General features: G+C 45.9%; 24 protein-coding genes and 1 pseudogene. 9 read left to right on the top strand and 16 right to left on the bottom strand.

Annotated features, from left to right (window positions below):
- The first annotated feature begins 121 nt into the window (after positions 1-121).
- On the top strand, positions 122-1,816 hold the full coding sequence (locus E5260_RS06235) for an IS1182 family transposase (protein WP_054605159.1): 1,695 nt from the start codon (positions 122-124) through the stop codon (positions 1,814-1,816).
- Here E5260_RS06235 and E5260_RS15635 read toward each other — a convergent pair.
- On the bottom strand, positions 1,753-1,983 hold the full coding sequence (locus E5260_RS15635) for a collagen binding domain-containing protein (protein WP_003643091.1): 231 nt from the start codon (positions 1,981-1,983) through the stop codon (positions 1,753-1,755). The genes E5260_RS06235 and E5260_RS15635 overlap by 64 nt on opposite strands.
- On the bottom strand, positions 1,958-2,425 hold the full coding sequence (locus tag E5260_RS06225; RefSeq protein ID WP_003643092.1) for an Ig-like domain-containing protein: 468 nt from the start codon (positions 2,423-2,425) through the stop codon (positions 1,958-1,960). Before E5260_RS06225 ends, E5260_RS15635 begins: the two co-directional genes overlap by 26 nt.
- A 344-nt stretch (positions 2,426-2,769) precedes the next feature.
- Between E5260_RS06225 and E5260_RS06220 the strand changes: the two genes are divergently transcribed.
- Positions 2,770-3,210, top strand: coding sequence for a nucleoside 2-deoxyribosyltransferase (locus E5260_RS06220; protein WP_003643094.1), 441 nt, complete (start codon positions 2,770-2,772; stop codon positions 3,208-3,210).
- 70 nt (positions 3,211-3,280) lie between these two features.
- Here E5260_RS06220 and E5260_RS06215 read toward each other — a convergent pair whose 3' ends face one another.
- The 3 genes from E5260_RS06215 to E5260_RS06205 form a co-directional block, all read right to left on the bottom strand.
- On the bottom strand, positions 3,281-3,841 hold the full coding sequence (locus tag E5260_RS06215; protein ID WP_003643095.1) for a hypothetical protein: 561 nt from the start codon (positions 3,839-3,841) through the stop codon (positions 3,281-3,283).
- Between the two features lie 87 nt (positions 3,842-3,928).
- Positions 3,929-6,367: a flavocytochrome c gene (locus tag E5260_RS06210; RefSeq protein WP_003643096.1), complete on the bottom strand. Its 2,439-nt coding sequence runs from the start codon at positions 6,365-6,367 to the stop codon at positions 3,929-3,931.
- Positions 6,368-6,369: 2 nt separating this feature from the next.
- Positions 6,370-6,984, bottom strand: coding sequence for an NADPH-dependent FMN reductase (locus E5260_RS06205; RefSeq protein WP_003643097.1), 615 nt, complete (start codon positions 6,982-6,984; stop codon positions 6,370-6,372).
- A 343-nt stretch (positions 6,985-7,327) separates the two neighbouring features.
- On the opposite strand from E5260_RS06205, the gene E5260_RS06200 reads away from it, so the two are divergent.
- Together E5260_RS06200 and E5260_RS06195 are read left to right on the top strand one after the other, a co-directional pair.
- Positions 7,328-8,275 carry a LysR family transcriptional regulator gene (locus E5260_RS06200; RefSeq protein WP_003643099.1) on the top strand — a complete coding sequence of 316 codons (948 nt, stop codon included), beginning with the start codon at positions 7,328-7,330 and terminating at the stop codon, positions 8,273-8,275.
- A 185-nt stretch (positions 8,276-8,460) separates the two neighbouring features.
- Positions 8,461-9,432: a S41 family peptidase gene (locus E5260_RS06195; RefSeq protein WP_003643100.1), complete on the top strand. Its 972-nt coding sequence runs from the start codon at positions 8,461-8,463 to the stop codon at positions 9,430-9,432.
- A gap of 90 nt (positions 9,433-9,522) precedes the next feature.
- On the opposite strand, the pseudogene E5260_RS06190 reads toward E5260_RS06195, so the two are convergent.
- The 10 genes and pseudogenes from E5260_RS06190 to E5260_RS06150 all read right to left on the bottom strand — a co-directional run bounded on the left by E5260_RS06190 (position 9,523) and on the right by E5260_RS06150 (position 21,313).
- Positions 9,523-10,756: pseudogene (locus E5260_RS06190) on the bottom strand (hypothetical protein).
- Positions 10,757-11,072: 316 nt separating this feature from the next.
- Positions 11,073-12,053 carry a 3'-5' exoribonuclease YhaM family protein gene (locus E5260_RS06185; RefSeq protein WP_003643103.1) on the bottom strand — a complete coding sequence of 327 codons (981 nt, stop codon included), beginning with the start codon at positions 12,051-12,053 and terminating at the stop codon, positions 11,073-11,075.
- Between the two features lie 10 nt (positions 12,054-12,063).
- Positions 12,064-14,544 carry an ATP-binding protein gene (locus tag E5260_RS06180; RefSeq protein ID WP_003644268.1) on the bottom strand — a complete coding sequence of 827 codons (2,481 nt, stop codon included), beginning with the start codon at positions 14,542-14,544 and terminating at the stop codon, positions 12,064-12,066.
- Positions 14,531-15,751: a metallophosphoesterase family protein gene (locus E5260_RS06175; protein WP_003644267.1), complete on the bottom strand. Its 1,221-nt coding sequence runs from the start codon at positions 15,749-15,751 to the stop codon at positions 14,531-14,533. The genes E5260_RS06180 and E5260_RS06175 overlap by 14 nt, the downstream gene beginning before the upstream one ends.
- 69 nt (positions 15,752-15,820) lie before the next feature.
- Positions 15,821-16,165, bottom strand: coding sequence for a YlbF family regulator (locus tag E5260_RS06170; RefSeq protein WP_003643106.1), 345 nt, complete (start codon positions 16,163-16,165; stop codon positions 15,821-15,823).
- Positions 16,166-16,255: 90 nt separating this feature from the next.
- On the bottom strand, positions 16,256-18,385 hold the full coding sequence (locus tag E5260_RS06165; RefSeq protein ID WP_003643108.1) for a transglycosylase domain-containing protein: 2,130 nt from the start codon (positions 18,383-18,385) through the stop codon (positions 16,256-16,258).
- A 293-nt stretch (positions 18,386-18,678) separates the two neighbouring features.
- Entirely contained in the window at positions 18,679-18,801 is a 123-nt protein-coding gene (locus tag E5260_RS15485) for a hypothetical protein (RefSeq protein ID WP_003643109.1), read from the bottom strand.
- A 77-nt stretch (positions 18,802-18,878) separates the two neighbouring features.
- On the bottom strand, positions 18,879-19,340 hold the full coding sequence (argR, locus tag E5260_RS06160) for an arginine repressor (RefSeq protein ID WP_003644266.1): 462 nt from the start codon (positions 19,338-19,340) through the stop codon (positions 18,879-18,881).
- A 177-nt stretch (positions 19,341-19,517) separates the two neighbouring features.
- Positions 19,518-20,639, bottom strand: coding sequence for an aminotransferase (locus E5260_RS06155; RefSeq protein ID WP_003644265.1), 1,122 nt, complete (start codon positions 20,637-20,639; stop codon positions 19,518-19,520).
- A 65-nt stretch (positions 20,640-20,704) separates the two neighbouring features.
- Positions 20,705-21,313: a LysE/ArgO family amino acid transporter gene (locus E5260_RS06150; RefSeq protein WP_003643112.1), complete on the bottom strand. Its 609-nt coding sequence runs from the start codon at positions 21,311-21,313 to the stop codon at positions 20,705-20,707.
- Positions 21,314-21,546: 233 nt separating this feature from the next.
- Between E5260_RS06150 and E5260_RS06145 the strand changes: the two genes are divergently transcribed.
- The 5 genes from E5260_RS06145 (at position 21,547) to E5260_RS06130 (ending at position 25,413) form a co-directional block, all read left to right on the top strand.
- Positions 21,547-22,998, top strand: coding sequence for an aminotransferase-like domain-containing protein (locus E5260_RS06145; protein WP_003644264.1), 1,452 nt, complete (start codon positions 21,547-21,549; stop codon positions 22,996-22,998).
- A gap of 102 nt (positions 22,999-23,100) precedes the next feature.
- Positions 23,101-23,343: a D-alanine--poly(phosphoribitol) ligase subunit DltC gene (gene dltC, locus E5260_RS06140; RefSeq protein ID WP_003644263.1), complete on the top strand. Its 243-nt coding sequence runs from the start codon at positions 23,101-23,103 to the stop codon at positions 23,341-23,343.
- A gap of 269 nt (positions 23,344-23,612) precedes the next feature.
- Entirely contained in the window at positions 23,613-24,224 is a 612-nt protein-coding gene (locus E5260_RS06135; protein ID WP_003643116.1) for a L,D-transpeptidase, read from the top strand.
- The gene (locus E5260_RS15480; protein WP_003643117.1) at positions 24,224-24,556 is read left to right on the top strand and encodes an MFS transporter; all 333 of its coding nucleotides are present in this window, start codon (positions 24,224-24,226) and stop codon (positions 24,554-24,556) included. Before E5260_RS06135 ends, E5260_RS15480 begins: the two co-directional genes overlap by 1 nt.
- The gene (locus E5260_RS06130) at positions 24,532-25,413 is read left to right on the top strand and encodes an MFS transporter (RefSeq protein WP_225867888.1); all 882 of its coding nucleotides are present in this window, start codon (positions 24,532-24,534) and stop codon (positions 25,411-25,413) included. Before E5260_RS15480 ends, E5260_RS06130 begins: the two co-directional genes overlap by 25 nt.
- Before the next feature lie 11 nt (positions 25,414-25,424).
- Here the strand turns inward: E5260_RS06130 and E5260_RS06125 are convergent, their stop codons facing one another.
- Entirely contained in the window at positions 25,425-26,897 is a 1,473-nt protein-coding gene (locus E5260_RS06125; RefSeq protein ID WP_003643119.1) for a glycoside hydrolase family 1 protein, read from the bottom strand.
- Positions 26,898-26,899 lie beyond the last annotated feature (2 nt).

The raw sequence follows: 26,899 nt of genomic DNA, 5'->3' as shown, positions 1-26,899 counted from the left end.
AGCAGGTCTGGAAAAATCTTCGGATTTTTCCAGACCTGCTTTTGATATAATAGAAAATAAAAAAAGAGCATCGGTCGCACCCGATACTCTACGAAATTATCCTCGAAAGGACATTCCTAATATGCAAGATTATTATAACATGAATCAAACCACTTTGAGTATTGCCTTGGATTACCAACCAGAAGATCATCATTCTGCTCGTTACATCAACCAGCTTGTTGAGAGTTTAAAACTAAAATATGATTACCAGTTTGGCCGTCCGCGGGAATATAACCTCGGTGCCATGTTAAAACTGGTCCTTTTAGCGTACAGCTATGGCATTTTCAGCAGTCGTAAAATTGAACGGTTTGCCCGTGAAAACAAGCCAGCTGGGTGGTTAATTGCCGACCAAATTCCGTCCTACCGGACGATTTGTCGCTTTAGAATTTCTGATGAACTGGCCACTTTGACAACCGATAGCTTATCACAGCTAACCCAATATCTTCGTCAAAATGGCATGATTGATGATGTTTCATTTATTGATGGAACTAAGATCCTAGCCGACGCCAACAAGTATAGCTTTGTTTGGAAGAAGAATACGATACGATTTGACAAGATGAATCGCGAAAAACTCGTTGACCTGTTAGGCGAGCTTCATGAAGCTAAAATTGTCGGTGAAATTCCGGCAGGATCAGAGCTGACTCCCGAACTATTGGATATCATGATTAGCAAGGTTGAGGATCACTTAGTGGTCCTTAATGAAACCGTGGAAGCAACTAAGCAGGTTTCCCCGAACCCAGCCAAACAGCAACGCCGGACTGTTAAATCACAAAAACGTAAGTTGGATAAACGACGTGATAAAATGCGTGAACACCAAGCACAGCAAGCAATCTATGGTCAGCGTAACAGCTACTCTAAGACGGATCACGATGCCACCTTTATGCGGGTCAAGGAAGATCCGATGCAAAACGGTCAATTAAAACCTGCCTACAACGTTCAAATCGCCACGAGTAATCAGTTCATTACGGGATATCGGCTTTTCCAAAATCCAACCGACACACGAACCTTACAACCGTTTATTGAACATTTAAAGGCCAACAATGTGTTAGGTCACACCATCGTTACCGATGCCGGATACGGTTCCGAAAGTAATTATCGGTACTTGGAAGATGAATTCGGTCAGCATACCGTTTTGATTCCCTACGGCACAATGCTTAAAGAGAATAGTCGAAAATGGCAAAGTGATGACCGTAAGGTTATGAACTGGGACTATCATGAAAAAGATGATTATTTTATCAATCCGCAAAACGTCCGGTTTAATTTTAATGCTTATCGTCGACGGACTGATAAGTATGGTTTTACCCGTGACTTTAAAGAATACATTGCCGAAAAGTATGATGAAAATCATCAACTAATTGCCGCGGCACTAACACCAAAAGGATATCTTAAAAGGATTTCCGTGAACGAAAATTGGGAATATTTCAAATCGAAACAACGAGAATTACTTTCAGCTCCAGAAACTGGTCAGATTTACGCTCAACGTAAGATCGATGTTGAGCCAGTTTTTGGCAAGATGAAGGCTTCTTTACATTTCAATCGATTCTCGGTGCGAGGTTTCGACAAGGTCACCAAGGAAGCCGGAATCGTAATACTGGCGTTAAACATTATGAAACTGGTCACGGTAGGGACCAACTTTAAAAATCAAAGGCGTAAGCAAATGGGACGAGAAACCAAAATTCGGTTTCTCGTCCCATTTGCTTATACAGAGGCTAGTTATGTCACAGCCTCCTTGTGGCACAATCGTCCCGACTGCACAAAATTACCGGCATCGTTGTAGGCGCCCGTTTGCGCAATTACTGAATCGGAGAGGTAACTTTGATTGGAACCCAATGTGTCATTGACAACAACTGTTCCAAGCTTCTTACCGCTTGGATTGAATGCAATATTCCATGTTAAAGTTGCAGGCAGGCCATGCTCATCATAGCTTCCAATCAAAATATACATCAGAATCAGCCGTGCCTTTCACGTAAAACTGGAGGGTACTCGCGCGATTCGTCCCCATTTGTGATAAGGCATCGTTGAAAGTAATCAGTCCAGCGGTTTCACCCGCTTTAATTTTAAAATGACCAGCAACTCGACCATTATCGTCTTTCAATGGAAACCCCAAATCAACGGGTGCAACCGTCCCATTCGGCAATTCTGTATCACCGGCCGCAATTGGTTGACCATTGCGAATAGCCCAGTCATACTCGACTGTAAAATCCTCCCATTTGCTTAATTGACTTGTATCTGTGATGACATTGCCATACCGATCAGTCACTCTGGCCTCATTCCCCGTTAGGCCAGCCGTCGACACATCATCCGCTTGTCCAATCCGTCCTAATACTATGACTGTCACTAAAACTGTTAACAGACCTAGTAGGACTGAAAACAATTTATTTCGCATAAAACTGCCCCCATTCTCTGCCAAACACAACCAACTTTGATACTTAGAATATCCATTGGAATTACCAATAGTTCTACGATCACTTTATAATAAGCCCATCTTTTTCATCAGTGTTATTAATAAGTTGTCATTGGTAGATTTACAAACAAGTTGATGATTAATCAATCGCTACCCACGTTACTTATTTAGCCTTCCAATGGCCAACGTCACCGTATTTTTTACCAACCTGACATGACACGTCTCCACTCAGACCATCCATTAAAAACTGTTTGACGTTAGCGCCTAAAATCTCTAAAATGAACCCATTGGTCTTTATTATCAAATTAATTTTAAGGAGTGTCTTCATGGCGCAAATCTATATTGCTAGTCCGTTTTTCAGTCCCGAACAAGTGACGCGGGTCACACAACTTGAGGAAGCTTTAGCAAAAAATCCAACGGTCACGGATTTTTATTCACCACGTCTACACCAGGACGCTCAAGCCGAACAGTTCACCAAAACTTGGGCGACCGAAATTTTCCACCGTGACATGGCCCAAATTGCGGCCGCGCAAGTCATCGTGACTGTCTTAGACTTTGAAGCCAAAAACTTAGATTCTGGTACCGCCTACGAGCTAGGTGTGGCTACCATGCGCGACTTGCCCATCATCGCCTTGCAGGAAAAAGATGAGGCCGTCAACCTGATGATTACCGAAAGCTTACACTGGTATACCAAACAAGTGAGTGATTTTGAAACTTACGACTTCCAACAATTACCTAAAGGCGACTTTATCGGTGAAATTTTATAATAAAAAACGAAGCCAGACTTTCGACTATTATCGAAAGTCTGGCTTCATATTTTGTAGTTCTTAATTTTACTTACCAGTGGGCCCCAATCGTCTGTTGCCAAGCAAAGTACGGGGTGCCCTTTGTCAATGCTTCAAATTGATCAGCCGTCAAATTGGGCCAGTCGATGTCACTGGTTGCCAATTGTAACGAATCGGTTAAGTGAAGATGAAAGTCGGTGATCCAAGCCAACAGCGGTTTCAACACTGACAAATCGGTATTTAACATCTGATAAGTAGCGGTATCGCTGGTCAACGTCACCGCCAATGTGTAACGGGCCTTCATTCGTACGCCATTACCAAGTTGCCGCACGATTGAGCGATACAATCCCAGCTCGACGTCCGTGATGACTGTGGGTATTGGCGCCAAGGTTTGAAAGACTGTGCCGCGCTCATCGGCCAAACTCAGCCGACTAGGCGTGATCGTCAAACGCCCATGAGCAGCCGCGCCCTCATTCAACGCTTTCAAGATAAACGGCGTCTTTTTGCGCGCGGTCGAATACTTGTGATCATTTAAAACAATCGTCATATAAGCTGGTTGGTGCGTAATATTGTCCGCAATGTTCGTCACCGCGACTGGCATTGGTTTTTGCATGTGATAATCTCCCTTGTCGATCTGCTTCTCTCTACGGTCGATTATACACTAACACGACTCAACCAACGTAGCGACTTAATAATTGCCTTAGGCCGTCACCGGATCAACGTGCTCAGCAACAGCATGAGCCGCCGCGATTCGACCGAACGTAAAGATATCACTAAGCGAGTTACCACCCAGCCGGTTACCCGCGTGAATTCCACCGGCTACTTCTCCCGCCGCGTATAGCCCGTCGATAATCTGACCGTCCGTATTTAAAACGTGAGCATCCGGATCAATCTTCAAGCCCCCCATCGTGTGGTGGGTTGCTGGTTTACGCGGCGTTGCGTAAAATGGTGCCACGGCAACTTTCAAATCAAAGGCCGTCTTATGAAATTCAGGATCCTCGCCAGCATCAACGTAACGATTGTAGTCCGCAATCGTCTTGGTCAGGGCTGCCGGGTCCATGCCAATTTGGTGCGCTAAATCTGTCAAAGTATCAGCACGGAACAAGGTCCCATTCGCCACCTGCTGGTCAATTTTAGCTTGTGTCGTGTTGTAAGCCGTCTTTTTAATTTCATCATCGGCAATTAGATAGAAGAGACTCCCATTATCAATGGCCGCCTGAGTTAACTCATCACGACTGCCGTACTCATTGACGAACCGTTTTCCTTGCTGGTTTACCATCACAAAGTTTGCCGGTGGCACTTGGAGCCCACTGAATAATTCGCCGGTCTCCGGATCAGATACCGGCATCATTTGTGAGAAGCCCATCCCAACTAATGCTGCACCAACACTAGTCCCTAGCCGAATTCCATCACCAGTCATTGCGGGTGAATTAGTCGTCTTGACATCATCGTCGATGGCCGTCCAGTACGTATTGTACTTTTGTAACATTTTAGTATTCGCTGCGAAACCACCAGAAGCTAAAATCACCGCATCAGCATGGACAATAACTTTCTCATGAGCCGCATTAGTCGCAATGACGCCACGAACTTGCCCATCCGTCACCAGTAATTCTTTTACCGGCGTTTCCGTCATAATCGTACCACCCTGTTGTTCAACAAAGGCCCGTAAAGTCTTGATGTAAGCAAACCCTAGATCGCCCATTGGCTTATGCCCGCGCCGCCAGATGGCTCCAACTGGCATTGTCACTTGGCTTTCATCAAATTTCACACCAATCGATTGTAACCACTTGACTGAATCCAGGGCGTTATCCGTCAATTCTTTTACCAAATCATACTGACCGTGAATCTCTTGACCGTTCAAATCAGTCCGTTGACCACCTAAATAAGTTTGAATCCGATGTAACAAGGTTGAATCAAATAAGGTGCCCTTTTGATTGGTATTGGCAGTCAGGTATGCGTCAATCTGCTGTTTCAATTTACGGAAATCAGCCCGATATTCAGGTGCAATTGTACTTTCATCACGCTCACTCAGATCCTTCAACGTTTGCTTTTCACCTGGCAAAGCTGCAAACTGTCGTTGCCAATCCGGATCAGCCGCATTCATGGGCCCCCCAGCGCGAACGGTATTACCACCGACAGCTGGGAATTTTTCTAGGACAACGGCTTGATGACCAGCCTGTAACACTTTGGCCGCTGCCGTCATACCAGCCCCACCAGCACCAACCACTACGACATCAGTCGTCACTTCTTTGACAGCAGGTTGAGCGACCTGCTTAGTCGCACGCCGTTTCTTCAAATCATCAGGATTGGCACCAGCTTCTTTGACCGCACGAGCGACCCCATCGATAACACCATGACTGGTAATTGAAGCCCCGGAAATCGCATCAACAGCGAGCGTTTGGCCCGCAATAATCTCCTTGGGAATGCGTTCAAAAGCCACATCGGCAATCCCCTGCGTTTCACTACTGGTATCAATTTCAATATTTTCAATCCGGTCAGCGGAGAGGGTCACTCGCATTGGCAATTCGCCATTATGTCCAGTGGCCGTCACCTGATAAGTACCCGGGGCAAAGCTAAGCGCTTCTGGTGCCCGCATCTCGGCGACGATGGTCGCAAACTTCTGAAACTTTGCAAAACAACTGTCCAGAAAATCAACCGTCCCTTGCACCTTTAAATTACCTTGATCGTCAAAAGCCGTTTGGGCACGACCTAATAAGAATTCTGAACCGGGCATGACACTGGCGTTAACACCGGGAGCGTCTAAAATCTGGCGCAGGTGTAGTTGCGCGCGTGACGATCCTTGGACGCTGTATGAAGCCCCAACAATCATTACTGCTTGACCATCTAATGGGTGAATTTTGAATGATAACCATTCAATAATGCTTTTCAACGCGGAAGGCACGGAATGATTGTGTTCCGGTGAGGCAATGATAACCCCGTCAGCCGTCGCAATTTTAGTGGCAAAGTTTTGAATGATGGTACTGTCAGTTTGATCATTCGATTCATCAAACATCGGGACATCAGTCAATTCTAAAATTTCGATTTCGGCTTGTGTCGCAAAATGTCGTTGCATAAATTCCAGCAACATCCGATTGTACGAATGCTGAGCATTCGTTCCAACAATTCCAACAAATTTCATGTTTATTCCTCCCCAGTCACTTGCCGCCACGAGAACTGCTTACTCTTTTCGAAAAACTGACTCGACGGCATGATTTTATTCGTTAAATCTACAAAATCAATGAATTCGCCAAACGCATTGTCTAATTCCTGAACTTTATCCGGATAAGTCAGGTCGCCCTGATCATCAAAAGCTTGTAGTGAACGGCCTAGTAAGTATTCAATATTTGGCATCACCAGTGCTTTTAATTCCGGCGCCTCTAAAATCTGGCGTAAGTGCGCTTGAGCGCGTGAGGTTCCCAGTGAGCCGTTCGAGGCCCCAACAATCATAACTGGTTTATTAATTAACGGCCGCGTGGTATATGACAGCCATTCGATTGCACTTTTTAGTACGGCCGGAATTGAATGATCATACTCCGGCGTGGCAAAGATCACGCCATCTGCTGCGGTGATCTTATCACTGAGCTGTTGAATTGCTACTGGTGCTGTTCGGTCTTCCGGTTCATTAAAAGCCGGTAAATCTTTTATTTCACAAATTTCAATCGTGGCTTGTTGCTGAAAATGCCGTTGCATATATTGCAGTAACTGCCGGTTGGTCGATTTGGTTGCATTCGTCCCAACAATCCCAACAAATTTCATAATTTCAGATCCTTTCAGGATGATTTAAACAGTCGTTTTCGACGAGTAGCTATTGAATGATTGGCCACTCTTAATACTGATTAGTGTACGTGAAAGCGCTCTGCTTGTGAAATATTTATTTATCTATACCCCGATAACAAATTTACTATGTCGACGATTCGCGTTAAAATTAATCATGTTAAAATGGTTGGTCATAATGCTATTTAGCCACTATCGCCAGGATGTTGACAGAACTTATTGAACATGTTTTGAACGTCCTTATGGCGATGCAACTAACTCAACATGACCAAATCAGCAATCAAACGAATACTCACCTAATCACAATGCGAGAGGAAGGCGCTTTATGCCAAAATCAGATTCTAGCGAAATGCGACGGTTTTTAGATGTGTTGCTCAAGCACGGCAATTTTACCCGGGCGGCTAAAGATCTCTACATTTCACAACCTTACCTCACCCAAAGCATCCGCAATGTTGAAAAAGAATTGGGCGTCACCATCATCAATCGTGAAGTCACGCCACTGCGACTGACCACGGCTGGGCGGACTTATTATCAATATTTGACGGCGCTCGAAAACGAGAAGGATTACTTTAATAAGCAAATTAGGCAATACACACATGCCAACCAGCAAGTAATTCGGCTGGGCGTCTTATCTAGCCTCGGCTATTACTTATTGCCCCTATTTTTACCTGCTTTTTTGAAAGCCCACCCGGCCACTAAGATCGAATTAACCGAAGATATCGCTAGTCGCAACGAACAGCGCGTGCTCCACGGTGAACTGGACTTCTTAATTGGTCAAAATCCGGAAACCATCGCGCCGGGGCTTGAAAGTTATGACCGCGGTCGGGACGGGTATTACGCGATTATCCCGAACACCGTCAACTGGTACCAACCACATCAGGCCTTCATTAATCCGGGAGCGCTCCCCCTTAACGACCTGCTACAAGCGCCTCTAGTCTTGTCTCCCCACGGGTCATCGATTCGACGCCAAGTTGACTACTTATTACAAAAGCACAACGTGACACCGAATATCGTAATTGAGAGCACGAATACCGCCACCATCACCAAACTAGCCACTGCTGGACTGGGTATTACCTTTTTACCAGACAGTGTGCATACCCAACCTGATCCAGAACGCTATAACATCTTACCTTTGCCCCAAGCGTTAATGTCCCTGAATTATTTCATTGCCTTTCCAGCCGAGCATTCACTGAACCAGGTGGAAAAAGACTTGGTGACGATCTTCTTAACCCAGTTAGAAGCCGATCTGGCACAATCGTCAACAATTTCATGATACAACAAATACCCATCTGCTTAGCCGTTAAGACGGCCAATGTAGATGGGTATTTTAACAGTAACCATTATTTCAAAGACGCACCAGTTAAGATATGCTTTTCGTTGCGAAATTTTGACGCCACGCCTACACTTTAGCTAACCAATACATGCTAATCTAGTCACGAAAAGTAAGGATGGCTTATCATGATAACGAATAAATGCCGTTACGGACTGGTAGGTCTAATTTCGATAGTCCTAACGTTTGGTCTTTCCGCTTCTAATCGGCTCCGTGCGTCCTTCAACGCTATGCCGGCTATCACCTACATGTCAAAATATGGCATTATCAACCATCGAACGCATTGGCAAGCCATGCTACATGCGACTGATCATGGTCGCAAAATCACGTCACTGACCCAACCCAATCAAATTCTGCGCGCTGCAAATTTACATTCATTCGCCGTCGCCAATCTCCGCCAAGTCGAACATGCCACCCGTCCGACCAAGACAATGAGTGCCGGCCTCACCATCATCAATGTGCCAGCATTTTACAGCAGTCAGCACCAATTACAAAAACAGTATTGGACACAACTCCAGCACCTGATTAAACAAACTAAGCCGACAACCGATTTAATCTTAAACTTCGCAGCAAATACTGGTGGTAGTTCGGCACCGATGATTGCTGGCCTGGCCGCCATCATTCCAGACGGCACCCTCTACACCGGCATCACGAACCATCATCGCAACCGGCCACGTATGATGTACCATGGCCGAATCACTGGTGGACTCGGTCAAGATGACTTTAACTTTTCGCAACCAACAGCGGCCCACTTTCGTCATATTTATGCCATTATTGGTAACCAGACAGCGAGTGCCGCGGAGGTGACCATCATGGCGCTAAAACGTAACCCGCACGTTACTTTAGTTGGGCGTTCTTCCGCTGGATATACTAGTCTCAATGGTGGCGTCTTTTTAAATACCGCCGTGGCCGTCATGACGATTGGAACGCTCAAAGCGACCGTCAAAATCCATGGTCAGCAATACTTCAATAACCAGCCGTTAAAGCCAGACATACCAACGTTATATCAGCCATTGGCACCATTACAATTAGGACAATCGCCCCATTTAGATGCCGACTTTCTGTCCGAGTTACAAACCATCATGAAGCACTACCACTGACGCCCCGTCCTTTCAGCTTCAACTACTGGATTCACAAACTTCAGCCTAGTCAATCGGCACTATTGTGATTCAGTTGGCCGTTCAGCTGCACTAAAAAATCAGCTTACGCAGCCACCGCCATCCCCAAATTACAATTGTAATCAGAATAGCTGTGACCAGCCAAGCAACTAACACGATACCAATACTGACGGTAGCTGCCAGTGCACGGTTCGCCATCTTCACAGTTGCCATACCAGGCACACTCTCAGGCCGCAGTACACCGTAAGCGACTAAGCGCATTGCAATCAAAACGGTACTATAACTCGCACCAAGTTGCCAAGCTGGCCGAGCCATCTTCTTTACTCTCGTCTTCATCTTCTTCATAGTCGTCCGCCGGATCAAACCGTCGGGCCCACTGTTCAGTTGTCAACGGATCTGCTAAATCCCAGTGTTGCCAGGCATCCGCCCAGTTGGCTGTCGTCTCATCATTGAGCGTGTCATCGAGCGTGCGTTGCATCAATTTATTCTGCAAAGTTGCCTTGGCAGTCAAATCACCGTCCCACTCAAGCTGATCAAAGAACTCAATAGCTAACGACAAGCCCTGCATGAGCGTAATTGCGGCCGGATCAATCTGACTTTTCGCCACAAGCTGTGACCATTGCGCGTCCAAATCTCGATCAGCACTTTTTTGCCATTGTTCAAGTTGGCTAACCAATTCAAAAATCTCAAAAGAGTCCTCAGTATCCTGGTACTTATCGAAAAAGGCCCACATCACGGCTGGTAATTGCTCAGCAGTCAACGTCAGCGGGGCGGCAGACTCCGGATGCATGCTCTGGCGATGTGCACGCCACACTTGCCACCCGGCACCACTGACCTGAGTGGCCGCCCGTTTACCAATTTCTTGCAGATATTCCTGATCTTGTGCCTGCAAAAACGCGTTCATCGCTGCATAGGCTTGAACTTCTTCTAATTGACGTTCTGGTCGTACCCCAGCTGGCAGCACTAATTCATCCTCTCCGTCGGTCTCATCAACTTCATGTTCAGCATGATCATTGGGCGTAAGCACGGCCCTAACTGCCCGCTTCCATGCTTGCCACATTGGATCATCCGCCGTTACCTCATAAATTGCCCCGGCTTGCATCCGATTTAGTAGTGACTTGACGGCGTCATCGATTTCATCGTCGTCAAATTCATCCTCAAGTCCCAGATAGCTAGTTTCCAACCAACAATCCGCGAGCCAATAAAATGTCGTTACATATGCTTCTTGTTCGTTCATCCCGATAATCTCCCCTAATGCGTGCAATTTTAAATCATTTGTCTCTGTGACGGTCCCGTCACGTGCCACAGTTGCCGGATTATCGTTTAATCAATCAGTCTGGCCGCTAGATTACGCGCATCGTGCACGCCAATACTGCTCAACATGCCCTAATTCAACACGTATGCAATGGTCAACGATAACAACTAATCACTCGTAGTAACTTATCATGTCAGGATATTAATTGCAATTAAAATTTTTATTTTATCTTTAATGACGGCCCACGCTAATTAATGGTGCACCGTCTCACCCACCCCAATGGAATTCGTCATCAAAAATAAAGGTCACAAAAAAACTGTTAAAATCATTGATTTCAACAGTTCTTTCAAACACCGTATCGATTTAGTTAGTTTTGTTCGTCTGGTAATTCGCCCTTCGTTTGATCACCAGTTGGCCGGTAAAAGTTACGACCATCCATAGCAAAGATCCGCTCCGTATACGTGCCCGGCTCTGCATGTCCAAGTGAAGTCTGCATCATTTGAATCGACGCGTCCAACTCGTCCAAGTCATGTAAGATTTCAGCTTCCATAATATGGGGCCGAACGGGTGACCCATATTCTAACAAACCATGGTGCGCAAGAATCGTATGCCGCAAGACTAAAACAGATTCCGACTGCTCGTCAATTTTCAACTGTTGACAAGTCTCCACGATTTGTTCATCGATCAGGACAATGTGACCGACCAAGTTCCCTGCCAACGTATAAGTCGTCGAGACCGGCCCCGACATTTCAATCGTCTTACCCATGTCGTGCAAAATCGCACCGGCGTATAGTAAGGCCCGGTTAACGTGGGGATACTGATCGGCAACTGCCTTAGCTAAGCGCAAAATTGATAACGTGTGATAGGCTAAGCCACCGGCGAACGCGTGATGATTTTTCTTCGCCGCGGGATAGCTAAAGAACCGGTCATGAAATGTCGTTAACATGTGGCGAACAATTCGATTCCAATTAGGTTCAGTAATTTCAAAGACAAACTGATTGATTTCGTCCGCCATCGTGTCGGTCTTTAGTGGTGCGTGTTCCACAAATTGTTGCACTTCTTGCGGTTCGCCACTATGAGTGAGCCGCATTTGTTGAATTTTGATTTGCGGATTACCCTGATAGTTTTCGCGTTTACCTTTCAAATGAACGATCCGACCTGCCTGAAAGTTTTCGACATCTGTATCGCTTGCATCCCAAAACTTCCCGGAAATCTCGCCGGAAGTATCCTGAAAATTAATGGCTAAAAACTTCTTGCCGTTCTTGGCGATGCGAACTTCCGAATCTTTCAACAAAAAATAGCCATCCACGGTTTCATCTAATTGATAATCAAATAACTTCTTTGCCATGTTATCCCCCCTAGGTTAACTGCTGTACAGTCGCTGTCTTCAGTTGGGTCAGTGCCGCTGTCTCATTCGTAAAGTAGAGCACTTGATGATGCTGAGCAACTGCTGCTAAGACTTGCCAAGCAGCTTGCTTACGTTGCTCATCAAAATTCACCAAGCCATCATCAATCATTAGTGGTAGCTGAGCTGCTTGGCCCAAATGATTGATCAACGCTAGCCGTAAAGCCAAGTACAACTGTTCCTTAGTCGCCGTTGAAAGTTCCGCGACCATGAACTGCGTTGTTGCCGTCTTCACAACCATTTCATCACCGTCTAAGTCAATCTTATTATACCGCTGTGCCGTTAATTGCGCGAAAATCGTGGTTGCTGCGGCCAAAACAGTTGGTAATTGCTGTTGTGTCAATGCCTGCAGCGCCGTATCGATCCAGTTCGCACCCAACTGCCGCGTTAGCCATTGACGTGCCATGACTGTGATTTCCGTTTGTAGATCCGCCTGTTGCTGACGTAGCGTAGCGTACTGGCCATCCGCCGTCAACTCTTGGAGTTGTGCTTGCGCCGTGGCAATGTCCGTAGCTAACTGTGTCAGTTGCTGCGCCGTTTGGGTACGTTGTTGCTGTCTTTCAGCCAGTACCGCTTGCAACGCTTCAAGCGACGTATACTGCTTTAACGCCGATAGCTCAGCAGAACTGAGTTGTTGCTGTAATTGTTGACGACTCGTGGCGTTGGCCGTTTGCTTTTCGGCATCACTAACCGCTTGCGTCAACGCGTCTACATCCGCTAAACCGTTGGTCGTTGCTAACGCCTGTAGCTGCTCGGTCAGATCACGGACCTGCTGCGTCAACTGCTGGACCTGCCGCTGGACAAAGGCAAAGTCGGGGCCGGACATGGTCTGCTGTTGCATCACTTGATGGACTTGATCATAGAATTGGGCAATTCGAGTAACACTTGTCGTTAAATGATCCTGATCAACAGGAATCCATCCTGCCGCAAATTGATAAGGCTGAATCAATTGCCAGAGTTTGGCAGCCTGTGTTGCTAATGCTTGATCAGCAGTCGTGACCGCAGCTTGTGCGCGTTGCAGTGCCGCGACTAGTTCCAATTGCTGTAAGGCTTCACTGGCAGTCAGATTCGGTGCCAGACCAGCAGCCACTAATTGGTCTGATAAGTGGTCGGTTGCTTGCACCGGTTTACCCTGACTACGGGTCATCCCAAACCAACCAAGTAGGGCCACACCTGCTAACATCAAGATCCATTTAAAGCCGCCTAATGGTAGCAATAATCCCGCGACAATCCCGATTGCACCACCAATCAAGCGCCAATCAAGCGATGGACTATTCGGGGCCGGATATTGGCGACGCGTGTTCGCCGTCGCTGCCAACGTCGCCTTCAAGGTCTCGATTGCGGCCTGTTTGTGCGGAGAGAGGCAACCTAACAGCTCAGGATGTGCATTACTTTGCGCTTGAAAATCAGCCTTGGCAGCACTTCCCTGCTGGGTCAACGTTTGGTATTGGCCTAAGGTTTGTTGCAGGGTTGGTAACTGAGCTTCTAATTGGTCAAACTGGTCTTGATGTTGGACGTAGAAGCCAACTAGTCCTTGAGATTGTGTATCAACTGGTTGCTGACTTAATTGCTGACGTGCACTCGCCAAGGCGTGTTGCAATTCCGTTCGCTGTTGGCTTAATTGTTGATAGCGTGTCCTAGTCGCCGTAGTTAGTGTCGTCGTCATATTAGTGGCTTGCAGTTGCTGCAATTGTTGATAGACCGGCCACTGATTTCGTAAATTGGCGAGCTGTTGTTGTTCATGATCCAACTTGGTTAAATCACGTTGGGTACTTGTCCGTTGTGCCTGCAAATCCAGCAATCGATTTTGTAATGTTTCGTATTCTGGGTACCGTTGCTTGGCCGCCTTGACCTGTTCTGTCAACATGCGATAGTGCTGCAATGCTTGATTCAACCTGGGTTTGCGGCCGCGGGGCTTATATAACGCCTCCGCATCTGTCCGTAACGTAGTCGCCGTTTCTCGCCATGGTGCACTGCCCACCAATCCGACTTGTTGTAATTGCACGTTCAAATCGCTGGCGTGCATAGTTTTGAGCGCCGTCAATTCAGCCTGGTTAAACGTAAACAATCGCAAATACTGGTCACGATCATAAGGCGCTAACCACTTGTCAAGTAAGGCCAGCGGTTGAGCGGCCTGCGTCTGCACGTTCACCAAGGTAGCGGGTTGATCACCTAACCGGGTCAACCGGTATGTCGTCTCGTCAACCACTAGCTCTATCGAACCACCGTACTGATTCGTACCTTGTGGTTCATGGCGTTCAAGTGGGTGACGGCGGGAGGGAAAACCAAATAACATGCCGAGAATAAAGGCCCGCATTGTTGATTTACCACTTTCATTGAGGCCGTAAATCACTTGAAGCCCATCACCAAACTCGAACTGCTGCTGTTGAAATTTGCCAAAGCCCGCAATTTCAAGACGCTTAATCTGCATCATCATTCACCCCCGTCGTTAAATGGTACTGATCATTTAAGAGTCGCACCACTTGTTGTTGCCAAGCAGTGGGTGACATATCTTCCAGCAACGCGGTGTTCAGAAAGTCTTCATCCAAGAGTTTGCCTGCAAGTTCAGCGACTGCTTGATCGGTCACGACCTGCTCACCAACTTGTTGCCAGGTCGTCGCGTTAATACCAAACAAGAGGGTCATCGTATCCGTCGTTGCTTGCTCAATCGCAACCGGCCACCAATGTTCATTTGCCTGTTCCTGCAACTGGGCTAGAATGGCCCCCTGATTTAAGGCTAATTCCGCCATCGCACTCAGTTGAAGACTAGCTGGTAACGTAATCGTTACTAATTTTAAGCCGGTAACCATCTTCAATGATAATTGATCAGCTAACTGATGGACGATATGTGAACGGGACATGGGTTCTGGACTAGTGAGCGTTGGCGTCCAATCCGCCCATTCAATATCAGTCAAGGCGTGAAATACTGGTTGCAAGGTCTGATCGGCCTGGCTATTCACAATGAGGCACCCCTTCGCCCCAGTTTCACCGCGATGGCGCCCCTGCGTGTTGCCGGCATATACGATTGGTGGTTGCGAATTGAGCGTTTGCCGCTGATGAATATGACCAAGTGCCCAATAATCATAATGTTTCGTTAATAATTCACTAACGTTGAACGGGGCGTAGTGGTCACCCGCCACACCAATCTGACCGTGCAAGGTACCAATCTGATAATCAACGCCCGTGGCTTTAACAGGATAATCATCAACGGGGTCCGTCGTCACCCACCGCTGCGCATAGCTAAACCCACTAATCGCGACCCGTTCTTGTGCCTCAGTCGTTAAGGTAGCCGTTGTTACCTGCGGGCCAAAAACGTGCACATTGGCCGGAAAGTGCCAGCGACTTAAATCCGCCTGAAAATCATGGTTACCGAACGATAGCAGCACCGGAATCGCAGCCGTATTCAACCGCGCTAGCGCCGTCATCAGTGCCGCCTGGGCCTGAACACTTTGGCCCTGTTGGTCAAACAAGTCACCAACGAGCAGGACGAAATCGACTTGCTCAGCCACCGCCAAATCGACTAGTCGGCTGAGTGCCCTCAGTGGTGCCGTCACTAACCGTTCCTGCAAAGCTGGTGTTAAGCCACTCAGTCCTTGAAACGGTGTATCTAAATGTAAATCTGCCGCGTGTAGAAATTTCATGATAACCCCCACTAAAAAAGGGGCAATCACGGAACAGATTCCGTCATTGCCCCTCGATCCTTAATTTACTTAGTTCTGGTATAATTCTTGAACTGGTTTAGTGATAATTTGATTTAAATCATTCATCAATTGGTTCAAGTTACGTTCTTTACCCATTAAGGACTTAATTTCGTCAACGTTGCCAACCTTATCAGCTAAATCATGGGCCTTTTGAACTTCGTCATCCGTCAATTCTTCCCCATTCATCTGCTTTTGTGACAATTGCATCTGAACTTCTTGAAAGTCCTTAAACAGTGAAAAGGCACTGTCATTGGTCTTCATCGTGTCATAAGCGACCTTTAATTCCTTGAATTCTTTAGTCTGACGTAATTCTTGTTCCAATTGGTTCGCAGTATCGTAAATATTTACGGCCATCGTGAGTTCCTCCTCGAAGTATGTGTCGTCATTATTTTAGCATTTTTAACGGAACTTGAATAGCATTAGTACGTTCAGAAGCTAGCTTTACTAGTTGCCAAGGAAACTTTTGGCTTTGGAGAACCAGTCTTTAGCCTTGTTCTTAACTGCATTAGCGCCCTTCTCAACGTTTTCCCATACGGATGATCCACTATCAGAACTATCCGAATCACTACTATTAGATTCGGTTGCCAGCGTCGCAGCATCCTTCGTACCAAAACTAGTATTATTCGTATTCGGCAAAATATTTTGTAATTCATTCTTGAATAACGAGGAAAGTTGATTTTCAGATAAACTCTTCAAATAATGAGTACTGTTCGTCGTATCAAATCCGATCCAGGTCGTGACCACAATGTCCGGGGTATAAGCAATCATCCACTGATCCTTCGTTCCCGAACCCGTACTGTAATCAGCCTGCGTACTCCCAGTCTTACCAGCAACCGAGTATCCATACGGCTTGGCCGCAGCCCCGGTCCCACTATTGTACGTGCCAAGCATCATACTGGTCATTTCTTTAGCAACGCTGGCGGACATAATTTTCTTCGTCTTAGTCTTCGTATTATCGACAACGACATTGCCACTAGCATCGACAATTTTCGTAATAAAGTGGGCCGTCGTTTTCTTACCACCATTCGCAAACGCTGTATAGGCACTGGTCATTTGAGCGGGTGATACCCCTGTCGTCAAACCACCTAAGGCAAGTGCCAGGTTATCATCCGACTTGGTAACTGGTAAGCCAAACTTTTTCACCGATTGATACCCTTTATTCACACCAATCTTATTCAATAACCAAACCGCCGGAATATTCATACTTTGCGATAACGCGGTATACATTGGGACCGATTTACTATAAACATTATCATAGTTTTTGGGCGCATATTTATTGGCCCCAAAAGTTTGCTTCTTATTAGAAAGGTTCGAATCATACGTATAACCATTTTGTAGTGCTGGTGTATACACTGCCAACGGTTTGATCGTCGAACCCGGCTGCCGCTTAATCTGAGTCGCACGGTTAAAGCCCCGGAAGACGTGTTTGCCCCGACCACCGACTACGGCTAACACACCACCCGTCGACGGATCAACCGCAATTGAGGCCCCTTGGACCTTCGTACCATCGTCCGCGTTGGCCGGGAACAACGTACTATCCTTAAAAGAATCTTGCATCTGTGTCTGATCATCTTGATCAAGCGACGTATAAATCTTATAGCCCCGATTCATAATGTCAGATTCCGTTAGCCCGTACTTATTAATTGCTTCATCAATCACCGCATCGAAATAATATGGATAATTATAACCACTTTCATAATGGTAGTTATTCGTCAGCGTCATCGCCTTTTGCGAATAAAGCTTATACTCACTTTTGGAAAGCTTATTATTAGCGACCATGTTATTCAAGACGACGTTTCGACGAGCCGTAGACGCTTTCGGATGATTGATTGGATCATAACCACTGGGCGAGCTCAGCATTCCGGCCAAGGTCGCCGCCTGGTCAACAGACAACTCTGACGCGTGTACGCCAAAATATCGTTCAGACGCATCCTCAGCTCCCCAGACACCGTGGCCGAAATAAGCGTTATTCAAATACATCGCTAAAATTTGGCCCTTAGAATAGACATTTTCAGTTTCAATCGCCAAAAAGATTTCCCGAAACTTACGTGAGAAGGTCTGTTGTTGTGTTAGGTAGGCGTTTTTGACCAATTGTTGCGTCAACGTACTCCCACCACCACTAATGTAGTCACGGCCAAGTATCTTATTGATAACGAGCAGGACAAATGCCCGCCCGATTCCTTTGACTGAGAAACCATGTTCTTTATAGAAATTACGGTCTTCAGTCGAAATTACCGCGTTCTGTAAGTTTTTTGAAATACTACTCAAATGGACATAGGTTCCCTTTTGTGAATAGAGTGAACCGGCCTTTTTATTGTCCTTATCATAGATTTCAGTTGTCTTTTCTAGCTCCGCCTGTAAATTACCAACTTTAGCCGTCTTGGCTTCATAAGTTAAATAGGCACTCCCAATTAAGATGACGGTCAAGACGAGTACAATTAGCCACCGTGTGATTTGTCGCCGGTGCCATTGGTAGCCGACGACGGCAGCGAATCGCTGCCAATAGGGTGCTAACCAATTGCCAATGACTCGTAAGCCGTCTTTGATCGTGGCCCAAAAACCATTTTTTTGCATAATCTTCCCCTTGTTCAGCCGACGCACCTGTCACAACGTCCGCGTTACTTGTTAGCTTTTACAATTGTATCATAAATTTTCCGATGCTCAGTAATTGACCACAACCTTGAAAAAATCTTCAACAATCAAACGCAACTCATTTTGTAGATAACCCGATGTTTGCCAGTTGTTGCCGAAATCACTGATTTAGGCCACGTGTTGTAACCAGATTAAAGGTCACTACGATAAAACGGCCATAAACAAAAAAAGCTTCCGAGCCGTCCATATGACATACTTGAAAGCTAGCTCAGCCATTACTTGCGCCGGACACCCCGGCGGTTAGCGTTGAGCTCATTTTGTTGTTGTTTAAATTTATCGAAGGTCGCATCGCGTTGTTTTTGATTCTTTCGAGGCGCCCGTTTCTTCGTATATTTCATATCTCACACCTCTTTTGATGACAATAATCATACCGTGAACGACGGCTTAGTGCAACCAATTAGACTGCTCACCACAGTCAGTCTTCATTACTAATGTGACTAGCAAAGGATTCGTATAGCTGCTTTGCCACCGTCGTATTCGGACTCACGACAAAGATCGTGTCGTGACCAGCCAAGGTCCCACTCACTTCTGGCAAGTTCAAATCATCAATGATCGCCGCCAATAGATTCCCATTACTCGGTAGCGTATGAATAATATTCATGAATTCAACACGGTCAATGCTCGTCACCACATCGTGTAGCGTTTCAAATAGCCGGTCCTGTTCATTTTTGTTAGTTGTTTTAAAAATCGCGTACCGCGTCTGACCGTGCTCATCCGGCGTCTTAACGATCTGCATCTCTCGGATATCGCGCGAAATCGTCGCTTGCGTCGCAGCAATGCCCTCTGCTTTAAGCTTAGCCATCAATTCTTCCTGGGTAGCGATCGGATATTCACTAATTAATTGTTCGATAACTGCTTGGCGCTCTGACTTTTTCATGTCGCGAAACCTCCCCAAATCTTGTAATGAATACATTATAGCAAATATTCACTTGGCAAACTACGCACAGAACTTCAAAAAGCACATTTTCCGCCACTATTAGGAAAATGTGCTTAAACAAATTTGTATAATTATTTAAAAGTAATGAGTCAACCACGGTTACCAGTCCACTAGTAACTAATCAAAGCGGCGTAAATATTGCCCTAATAAATCCAGACCCCGTTGTAACGTCGGCGTATCCGTACAGTAACCTAAGCGGGCGTGCCCCGGAATATCGAAACGTGAACCAGGCACTAATAAAACACCGGTATCCCGCAGTAATTGTTGACAGAACGTCTCATCATCGATCGGTACTATTAGTTTAATACACGACACTGAAATGCCATGTGGCGTAATCAATTCGACCCGCGGTTCCTGTGCGACCCACTCTGTCAGAATTTTGAGGTTGCGACTGACTAGCTCCCGATTTCGCGCCAGAACGCGTTGGCGGTGCGCTAAAATTCTAACGGCCAGTTGGTCATTCAAAACGCCCCCACAGATCATCGTATAATCACGATACTTCCGAAAAATATCAGCAATGGCTTGACTAGGTGTCGCCGTCCACCCGATCCGGATACCAGGCGCTGAATAGGTCTTGGATAAACTGTTGACCGCAATTCCACGCTCGTATAAATCGGCAATTGAGACGAACGGGGTTTCATCCAGTGGTTCGTAGACCTCATCGGCCAAAACGTAAGCTCCAACTGAGCGAGCTAATGTGACGACCTGTTCTAACAGTGTTCGATCTAGTAAACTCCCAGTCGGATTGATGGCATTATTGAGTAAAATCATCTTTGTTTCCGGCCGGATCAAGCGTTGCAGTTCCATAATATCCGGCAACCAGCCCGCTGACTCATGAATATGCCAATAATCAACCGTAGCGCCCAATGACTTGGGAATATCATACAGCTGCTGATAACTCGGGTACAGTGCAATCACGTGATCGCCGGGTTCCACCAAACTATAGATTGCTAAATGATTAGCCCCGGTCGCCCCATTTGTTTGGAGAACATTGGCTGCTGGCACTTGCTCGTATAACTGACTAACGAGTTCTTTAAATCGTGGTGAGCCCTCGATCCAGCCATAATCCAGCCGGGCCGCCCCTAGTTCTTCGTAAAAATCCTGTGGTGCTTGTTGGTCCTCTAAAGCCGCAATTTCTGCCATCGTTAAGGCTGCGATTGAGCTTTGACTAATATCGGTGGTTGCTTCACGCTCATGTGCGTTTAACCAGGCCTCCACTCCGAAACCAGCAATCTTCATGCGTATCGTCCCTCTCATAAAAAGTCCAATACGACTAGCATACCGATTGTCAGAGGTAACCGCAACTATATTTTCGTGATGAAGGTTGCTAGCAACTTCACGCCGTATAGAATAATGATGCCACCACAGATTCGATTGATCCAGAGTAGGACTCGTGGTTGCATGAGATGTTTAAACTTACTGATCAAGCTGGTCAGACCGATGAACCAAATAATGGATGCTAGGATGACCCCCAACATAAAGAAATGGGTCAGTGCCGCCGGGATTGACACCCGAAACGCCGCCAGCAACACGGAACCATCAATCAGTGCTTGCGGATTCAGCCATGCTACCGAAAAAGCGGTCAGAATCGCTGCTTTATATGAAAAGTCCGCGTCGAGGGTCCCCATTGCCGTGGTCTTTTGCCGCAACAGATTCCAGCCAATGTAAAAGACCAATAAACTCCCAATCAACAACACCCCTAATTCGAGCCAGGGAGTGGTCTGCAACAATCGGCCCACCCCATAAAAGCAAGCCAGGGAAAGCGACGTATCGAACGCAATTACAATTAAAGCCACCCGCAATGCCCGTTGCAATGGTTGTTCAATAGCTGTCGAAACCACAAATAAGTTTTGCATCCCGATTGGTGCAATGTAAACAATTCCAAATAATAATCCTTGTAAAAACACTTGCATGTTTTGACCTCCTTAAGACCAGCCAATTCGATTCTTTTACCAACCAATTATCGTTCAATCAATTGGTCATATCCGACTAGCTTTTAATTCAGAGATGATTATAATAGAGATAATTTCATTTGTAGCCAACCAATTTAACAATTTTCACCCAACCACCTGAATCAATCATCAAACTTCTGGCTAGTAGAATGACAGCTTAATTCGCCCGCATGGGCACTCAGGAGGCGTTTGCCATGGCAATTTTAACGATCAACTGGCAACCAAATAAACAGGTCAGCACACCAATTTACCAACAAATTACTAACTATTTTCAAGAACAAATCGCTAAAGGCAATTGGGCCGTTGGGGCTAAGCTTCCTGCGCAGCGTAAACTGGCCGAACAATTCGGCGTGAATCGTAGCACCCTAATTACGGCACTTGATGAACTAATGGCAGTCGGCTTAATTACGAGCAATCCAGGCTCTGGGATGGTTATTTCCGGTAACCATTGGTCCAGCTTATTGGCGGAACACGTCAACTGGTCGCAATATGTTAAAGCAGGCCAATTCAAGCCCAATTCCCACGCGCTCCAAAAAATCAACCAATTTGAAACCGATGCGGTTATTCGTTTAAGTACGGGTGAACCCGCACCAGAACAATTTCCCCGTCCACTTTTTCAACGGGCCTTTGCACATCTAGGCGAACAGTTAACGAGTTTGAACTATACCGAGCCTGCGGGCATTTTGGCTTTGCGACAACAAATTGCACGTCACTTGGAAAAAGTTGGGATTCATACCCATCCGGAAAACATTCTGATTACTTCCGGATCATTACAAGCGCTCCAACTGGTCTCAATGTCACTATTTCCCAAAGATGCCACCATCTACACGGAAGCACCTACTTATGTCAAATCTTTACACGTCTTTCAATCGGCCCACACCCATCTCGCTGGCATCCCGATGGACAGTCAGGGCTTGGCGTACTGGCAGATGAACGCCCCCATTCAGGGACACCATGCCATTCTTTACACGATTCCGACATTCAATAACCCGACTGGAATCGTCATGAGTGCCGAGCGACGTCAACAGGTCTTACAAACCGCACAAGAACACCGCTTACCAATCTTAGAAGACGCCGCTTATCAAGATGTCTGGTTCGATCAGCAGCCGCCACAGCCACTGAAGGCACTCGATAAGACTGGCAACGTTATTTATTTTGGTAGCATCTCAAAGTCCCTTGCACCGGGATTACGCATCGGCTGGACGGTGGCCGCCAAACCGGTCATCGATCGCTTGACTGACGTGCGCATGCAAACCGATTACGGCGCTAGCTCACTGTCACAACTTGTACTGGCAGAAATCTTAGCTGATCCTGAATATGAAACGTATCAAGCTGATTTCCGGTCCGTACTTGTCAAGAAGGCCGCGGCGGCAGAACAAATTCTGCATCATTACTGGGACGATTTTGCGACTTGGCAGACGCCCACGGGTGGCTTTTATCTGTGGGTCCGCTTAGCCGACAACATTAATATTCCCAAATTATTCGACCTTGCCACTGCGCACAACGTTCTCTTCAACCCTGGTAGTATCTACGATTTCCAGCCGAATCAGTACATTCGTCTGAGCTTTTCTTATGAATCCAGCGACCGCTTTGAACAGGGGATTAAAATTCTAACTGATTTAATTCACGCCAATTTTAACGTTTAATCAAGTAAAGATTTCGTTAATACACCTGATTAACCATCATCGATGATAAAACTATGCTAGAATGAAGACTGAATAATTCACAATAATGATAAGGGGCGTATTTTGATCATGGATGATGTTAAAGCAACGGTACTATCGATCTTGCAAGATTTAACTGGGGAAGATGTTTCAAACAATATGGATGCCAATTTATTTGATGAAGGTATCTTAGATTCCATGGGTTCCGTACAACTGTTACTAGAACTTCAAAATCAGCTTGGTATTGAAGTGCCCGTTTCCGAATTTGAACGTTCTGAATGGGAAACGCCTGCTAAAATCGTAGCTAAGGTCGCTAGTTTACAATAAATAAAAATTCAAATCGCCGTTAAGTACGCTGCTTAATGGCGATTTTTTAATTAGCTGGAAAAATTGTCTAATTAACAACTGATTTACTGCAAATAACTTTAATTTGCCGATTTCCGAATTACCCGTGGCACCAGCAATAATGGCTATCACAACTCATTTTGGGAAATTTTACGAAAATGATATGCAAAGTTTACACAATTTTGATAAACAAACGTTCGCTAACTGAGTAAACTAAAATCACTAAAATCATTTTTGTAAGGGATGGTATTTTGAAAATCAGTGTTCATCAGCTCATCTGGGTCACGATTGGCGCAATTAGCTTAACTATTTTTACCGGATTCGGACACCTATTTGCCCGGCACCACCAGGCTATTGCCAGTAATCGGCCAATCACTAAAGTTAGTCATTCAGCAACTAAGGTAACCACGCCAGTCCCGGAGACCGTTGACTGGCACAAGCCCTCCCTGTCACGGCCGTATCCCAAACTGGCTAAATACGATGACATCAACATTCAGGTTTCAATCAAAAAACAGCGAATCTACTTAAAAAACCACGATCAGACCCTTTATACCATGCTTGCTTCTACGGGCAAACATGGCTCTGATACCCCCAAAGGACACTTTGAAATCCAAGCCGAACGAGGACAACACTTTTTTAACACGCAATCGGGTGAAGGCGCCAATTACTGGGTCTCATTCAAGGATCATGGGATTTACCTATTTCACTCAGTCCCAGTCGATGCTAACGATCAATACATCGTTAAAGAAGCCCAGCAACTTGGTAAAGTCGCCAATTCACATGGTTGTATTCGCCTGACGATTGCTGATGCCAAATGGCTCTATGAAAACATCTCAACCCATACACCGGTGGTTGTCAGTTAATGAAAAAAGAATTTAGGCCACATCCTAACGACCGCCATAATCTACTCTGCTATCTCAGCAGCATGTTAATTACCTTTTTTGGCTTCTATAGCTTTACTTACCTAGTCACCTGGTTAACGATTGAAAAGACCGGTGATCCCCAGTTACTCGGCAACGTCATGGCGATGACAATGCTGCCGGCAATCGGTCTGAACCTAGTAGCTGGTCGGGTACTTAAATACTACTCAGCCAAACAAATGATGTTCATTACGGATATTTTGACGGGAATACTCTTCATTGGTGCCTATTACGCACTAAATACGGTTAGTTGGCAAATCACTTGCTTAGTTTAGTCATCGTCGCCGTTCTTAATAAATCAATTGGGGTCTTTTATAAGCTCAGTAACAAAACGATTTTGCCAGACCTTTTTGCGCCCGTAAATATTCAAATCGTCAACGGCTATCAAACTCAGATTCGCCAGTTGGCCATCGTTAGCGCGACAATGCTCGTCACGATGGCATTACTATGGGTAACACCGGCTACCCTAATCTTAATAATGGGGATAGCGTTCTTGGTTTCAGCCGGCCTCGATTGGCAATTCCGAACACGTTCCAATCTCTCCTCGGATTCGGTTGTCACCGTCAAGCTAGACCGCCATCGATCATGGCCGACATGGTCGTTACTGTACGCCGTTCTCGGTTATCTGGTCGACGCGACGATTGCAGTAGCCGTTCCTTGGCTCGTCGTCAGCAAGTTGCATAGTCACTGGCCACTTAGCTGGTTCTTAACAGCTAACGCCACAGGTATCTTATTGGCACCACTATTGCTAAAACGATGGTCAAAGCAATCCCTGCTAACTTTGACGGCCTTCACCGGTGGGTGCTTACTACTTATGTGGCCGACCTTTGCCAGTCTTATGATTACCATGTTCTTAATTGGTGCATTACGCGGACAGATCAACATTAGTTTTTTCACCACTATCCAACAAATCCCCACAAACAATCGTAATATTCTAATGACGGGGGTCTTAACCGTCATCGACACCACTACCGTTATTGGTAGTTTGCTAGCACCCCGTTTGATCTTAATGCTCGGTTCTTGGACCCTCCCCTTGCTTGGTGGTGGTATCCTCTTGTTTTGTTTGACGCGGCTAATTATCTTATTGAACAACCAAAAGCAGTCTTCATCCGATATCGACGAAAACTGCTGAGCAACACTCATTTAATTTGAGGCCGAGGGACCCAGATCTTGACCATTGGATGCAATCACTCGCTGATACCAGTAGAAAGAGTCCTTCGGGATTCGGGCCAGAGTTCCACTACCATCGTCTTGACGATCCACATAAATCAATCCGTATCGTTTAGACATTTGCCCTGTACCTGCAGAAACTAAATCAATACAGCCCCAACTGGTATAACCAATCAGTTTGACGCCATGGTGAATTGCCGTTGCCATTGCTTGAATATGTTTACGTAGATAGCTAATCCGGTATACATCATGGATTTGACCATCTACTGTCAAATAATCCTTGGCACCCAATCCATTTTCAACAACCATTAGTGGTAAATGATATCGATCATTCATCAGCTCCAAATAATATTGTAGACCAGCCGGGTCATCCGCCCACTCCCATTCAGAGTATTGTAGATATGGGTTACGCGCGCCCATCGAAAAATTACCGCCAACAGTTGCACTGACCTCATGTGTTGTAACTGCCGTTGACATGTAATACGAAAAGGTATACCAGTCAACCGTACCGGCTTTCAAGGCTTCTAAATCACTGTCCGTAATGTCTAAATCAACTTGATGCTCATTCCATAAACGTCGTGCATAGGTTGGATACTGTCCCTGGCACTGCACATCACCACAGTAATAGATGTTTTGTTCCCAGACGTACCGATTCTGCAAGACATCCGCCGGATCACAGGTTAACGGATAAGACGTGATACCGCAAATCATGCAACCAACTTTATTTTCGCCATCAATCGCATGTGCTTGCTGTACGGCTAAAGCACTAGCGACAAATTGATAATGTAATTGTTGATAAGCGCGTTGGTAATCTGCATCACCGGCTTTGGCACGCAATGCCAGAAACATGATCGTATTATTAATTTCATTGAAGGTAATCCAGTGCTTTACCAGCCCACGATACGCCGTAAATAGCGTTTCCGCATAATGCTGGTAAAAACCAATCATCCGACGGTCATTCCAGCCACCATACGTTTCCTCCAGATACAGTGGCATATCGAAGTGTGAAATCGTCACCAATGGTTCAATTTCATATTTTTTCAAAGTTTCGAACACCTGGCGATAAAAATCCAACCCTGCTTGATTAGGTTCATTTTCATCGCCGCGTGGGAAAATCCGTGACCAGGAAATCGACATTCGATACATTTTGAAACCCATCTCTGCAAACAGCGCAACATCTTCTTGATATCGATGATAGAAGTCAATACTAGTCTGATTAGGATAATAGTCATCTGGCAGTACCGCTCCGTGTGCTCCAGCAGGAATTGAATCCCCTTTTCCAGGAGTACCATCCGCTTGCAAATAAGTGACTTGCCGTCGCTGATTAAGGCCTCCCATTGTCGTAATATCCTTCATAGTCAGGCCCCGACCATCAACATCATAAGCACCTTCGCATTGATTAGCGGCAGTAGCCCCACCCCAGTAAAAATCAGCCGGAAATTGCATAT

The organism is Lactiplantibacillus plantarum (genome assembly GCF_014131735.1).
Classification (GTDB): domain Bacteria; phylum Bacillota; class Bacilli; order Lactobacillales; family Lactobacillaceae; genus Lactiplantibacillus; species Lactiplantibacillus plantarum.
Note: the sequence above shows the minus strand (reverse complement) of the source record. Positions and strands in the feature narration are given on the sequence as shown.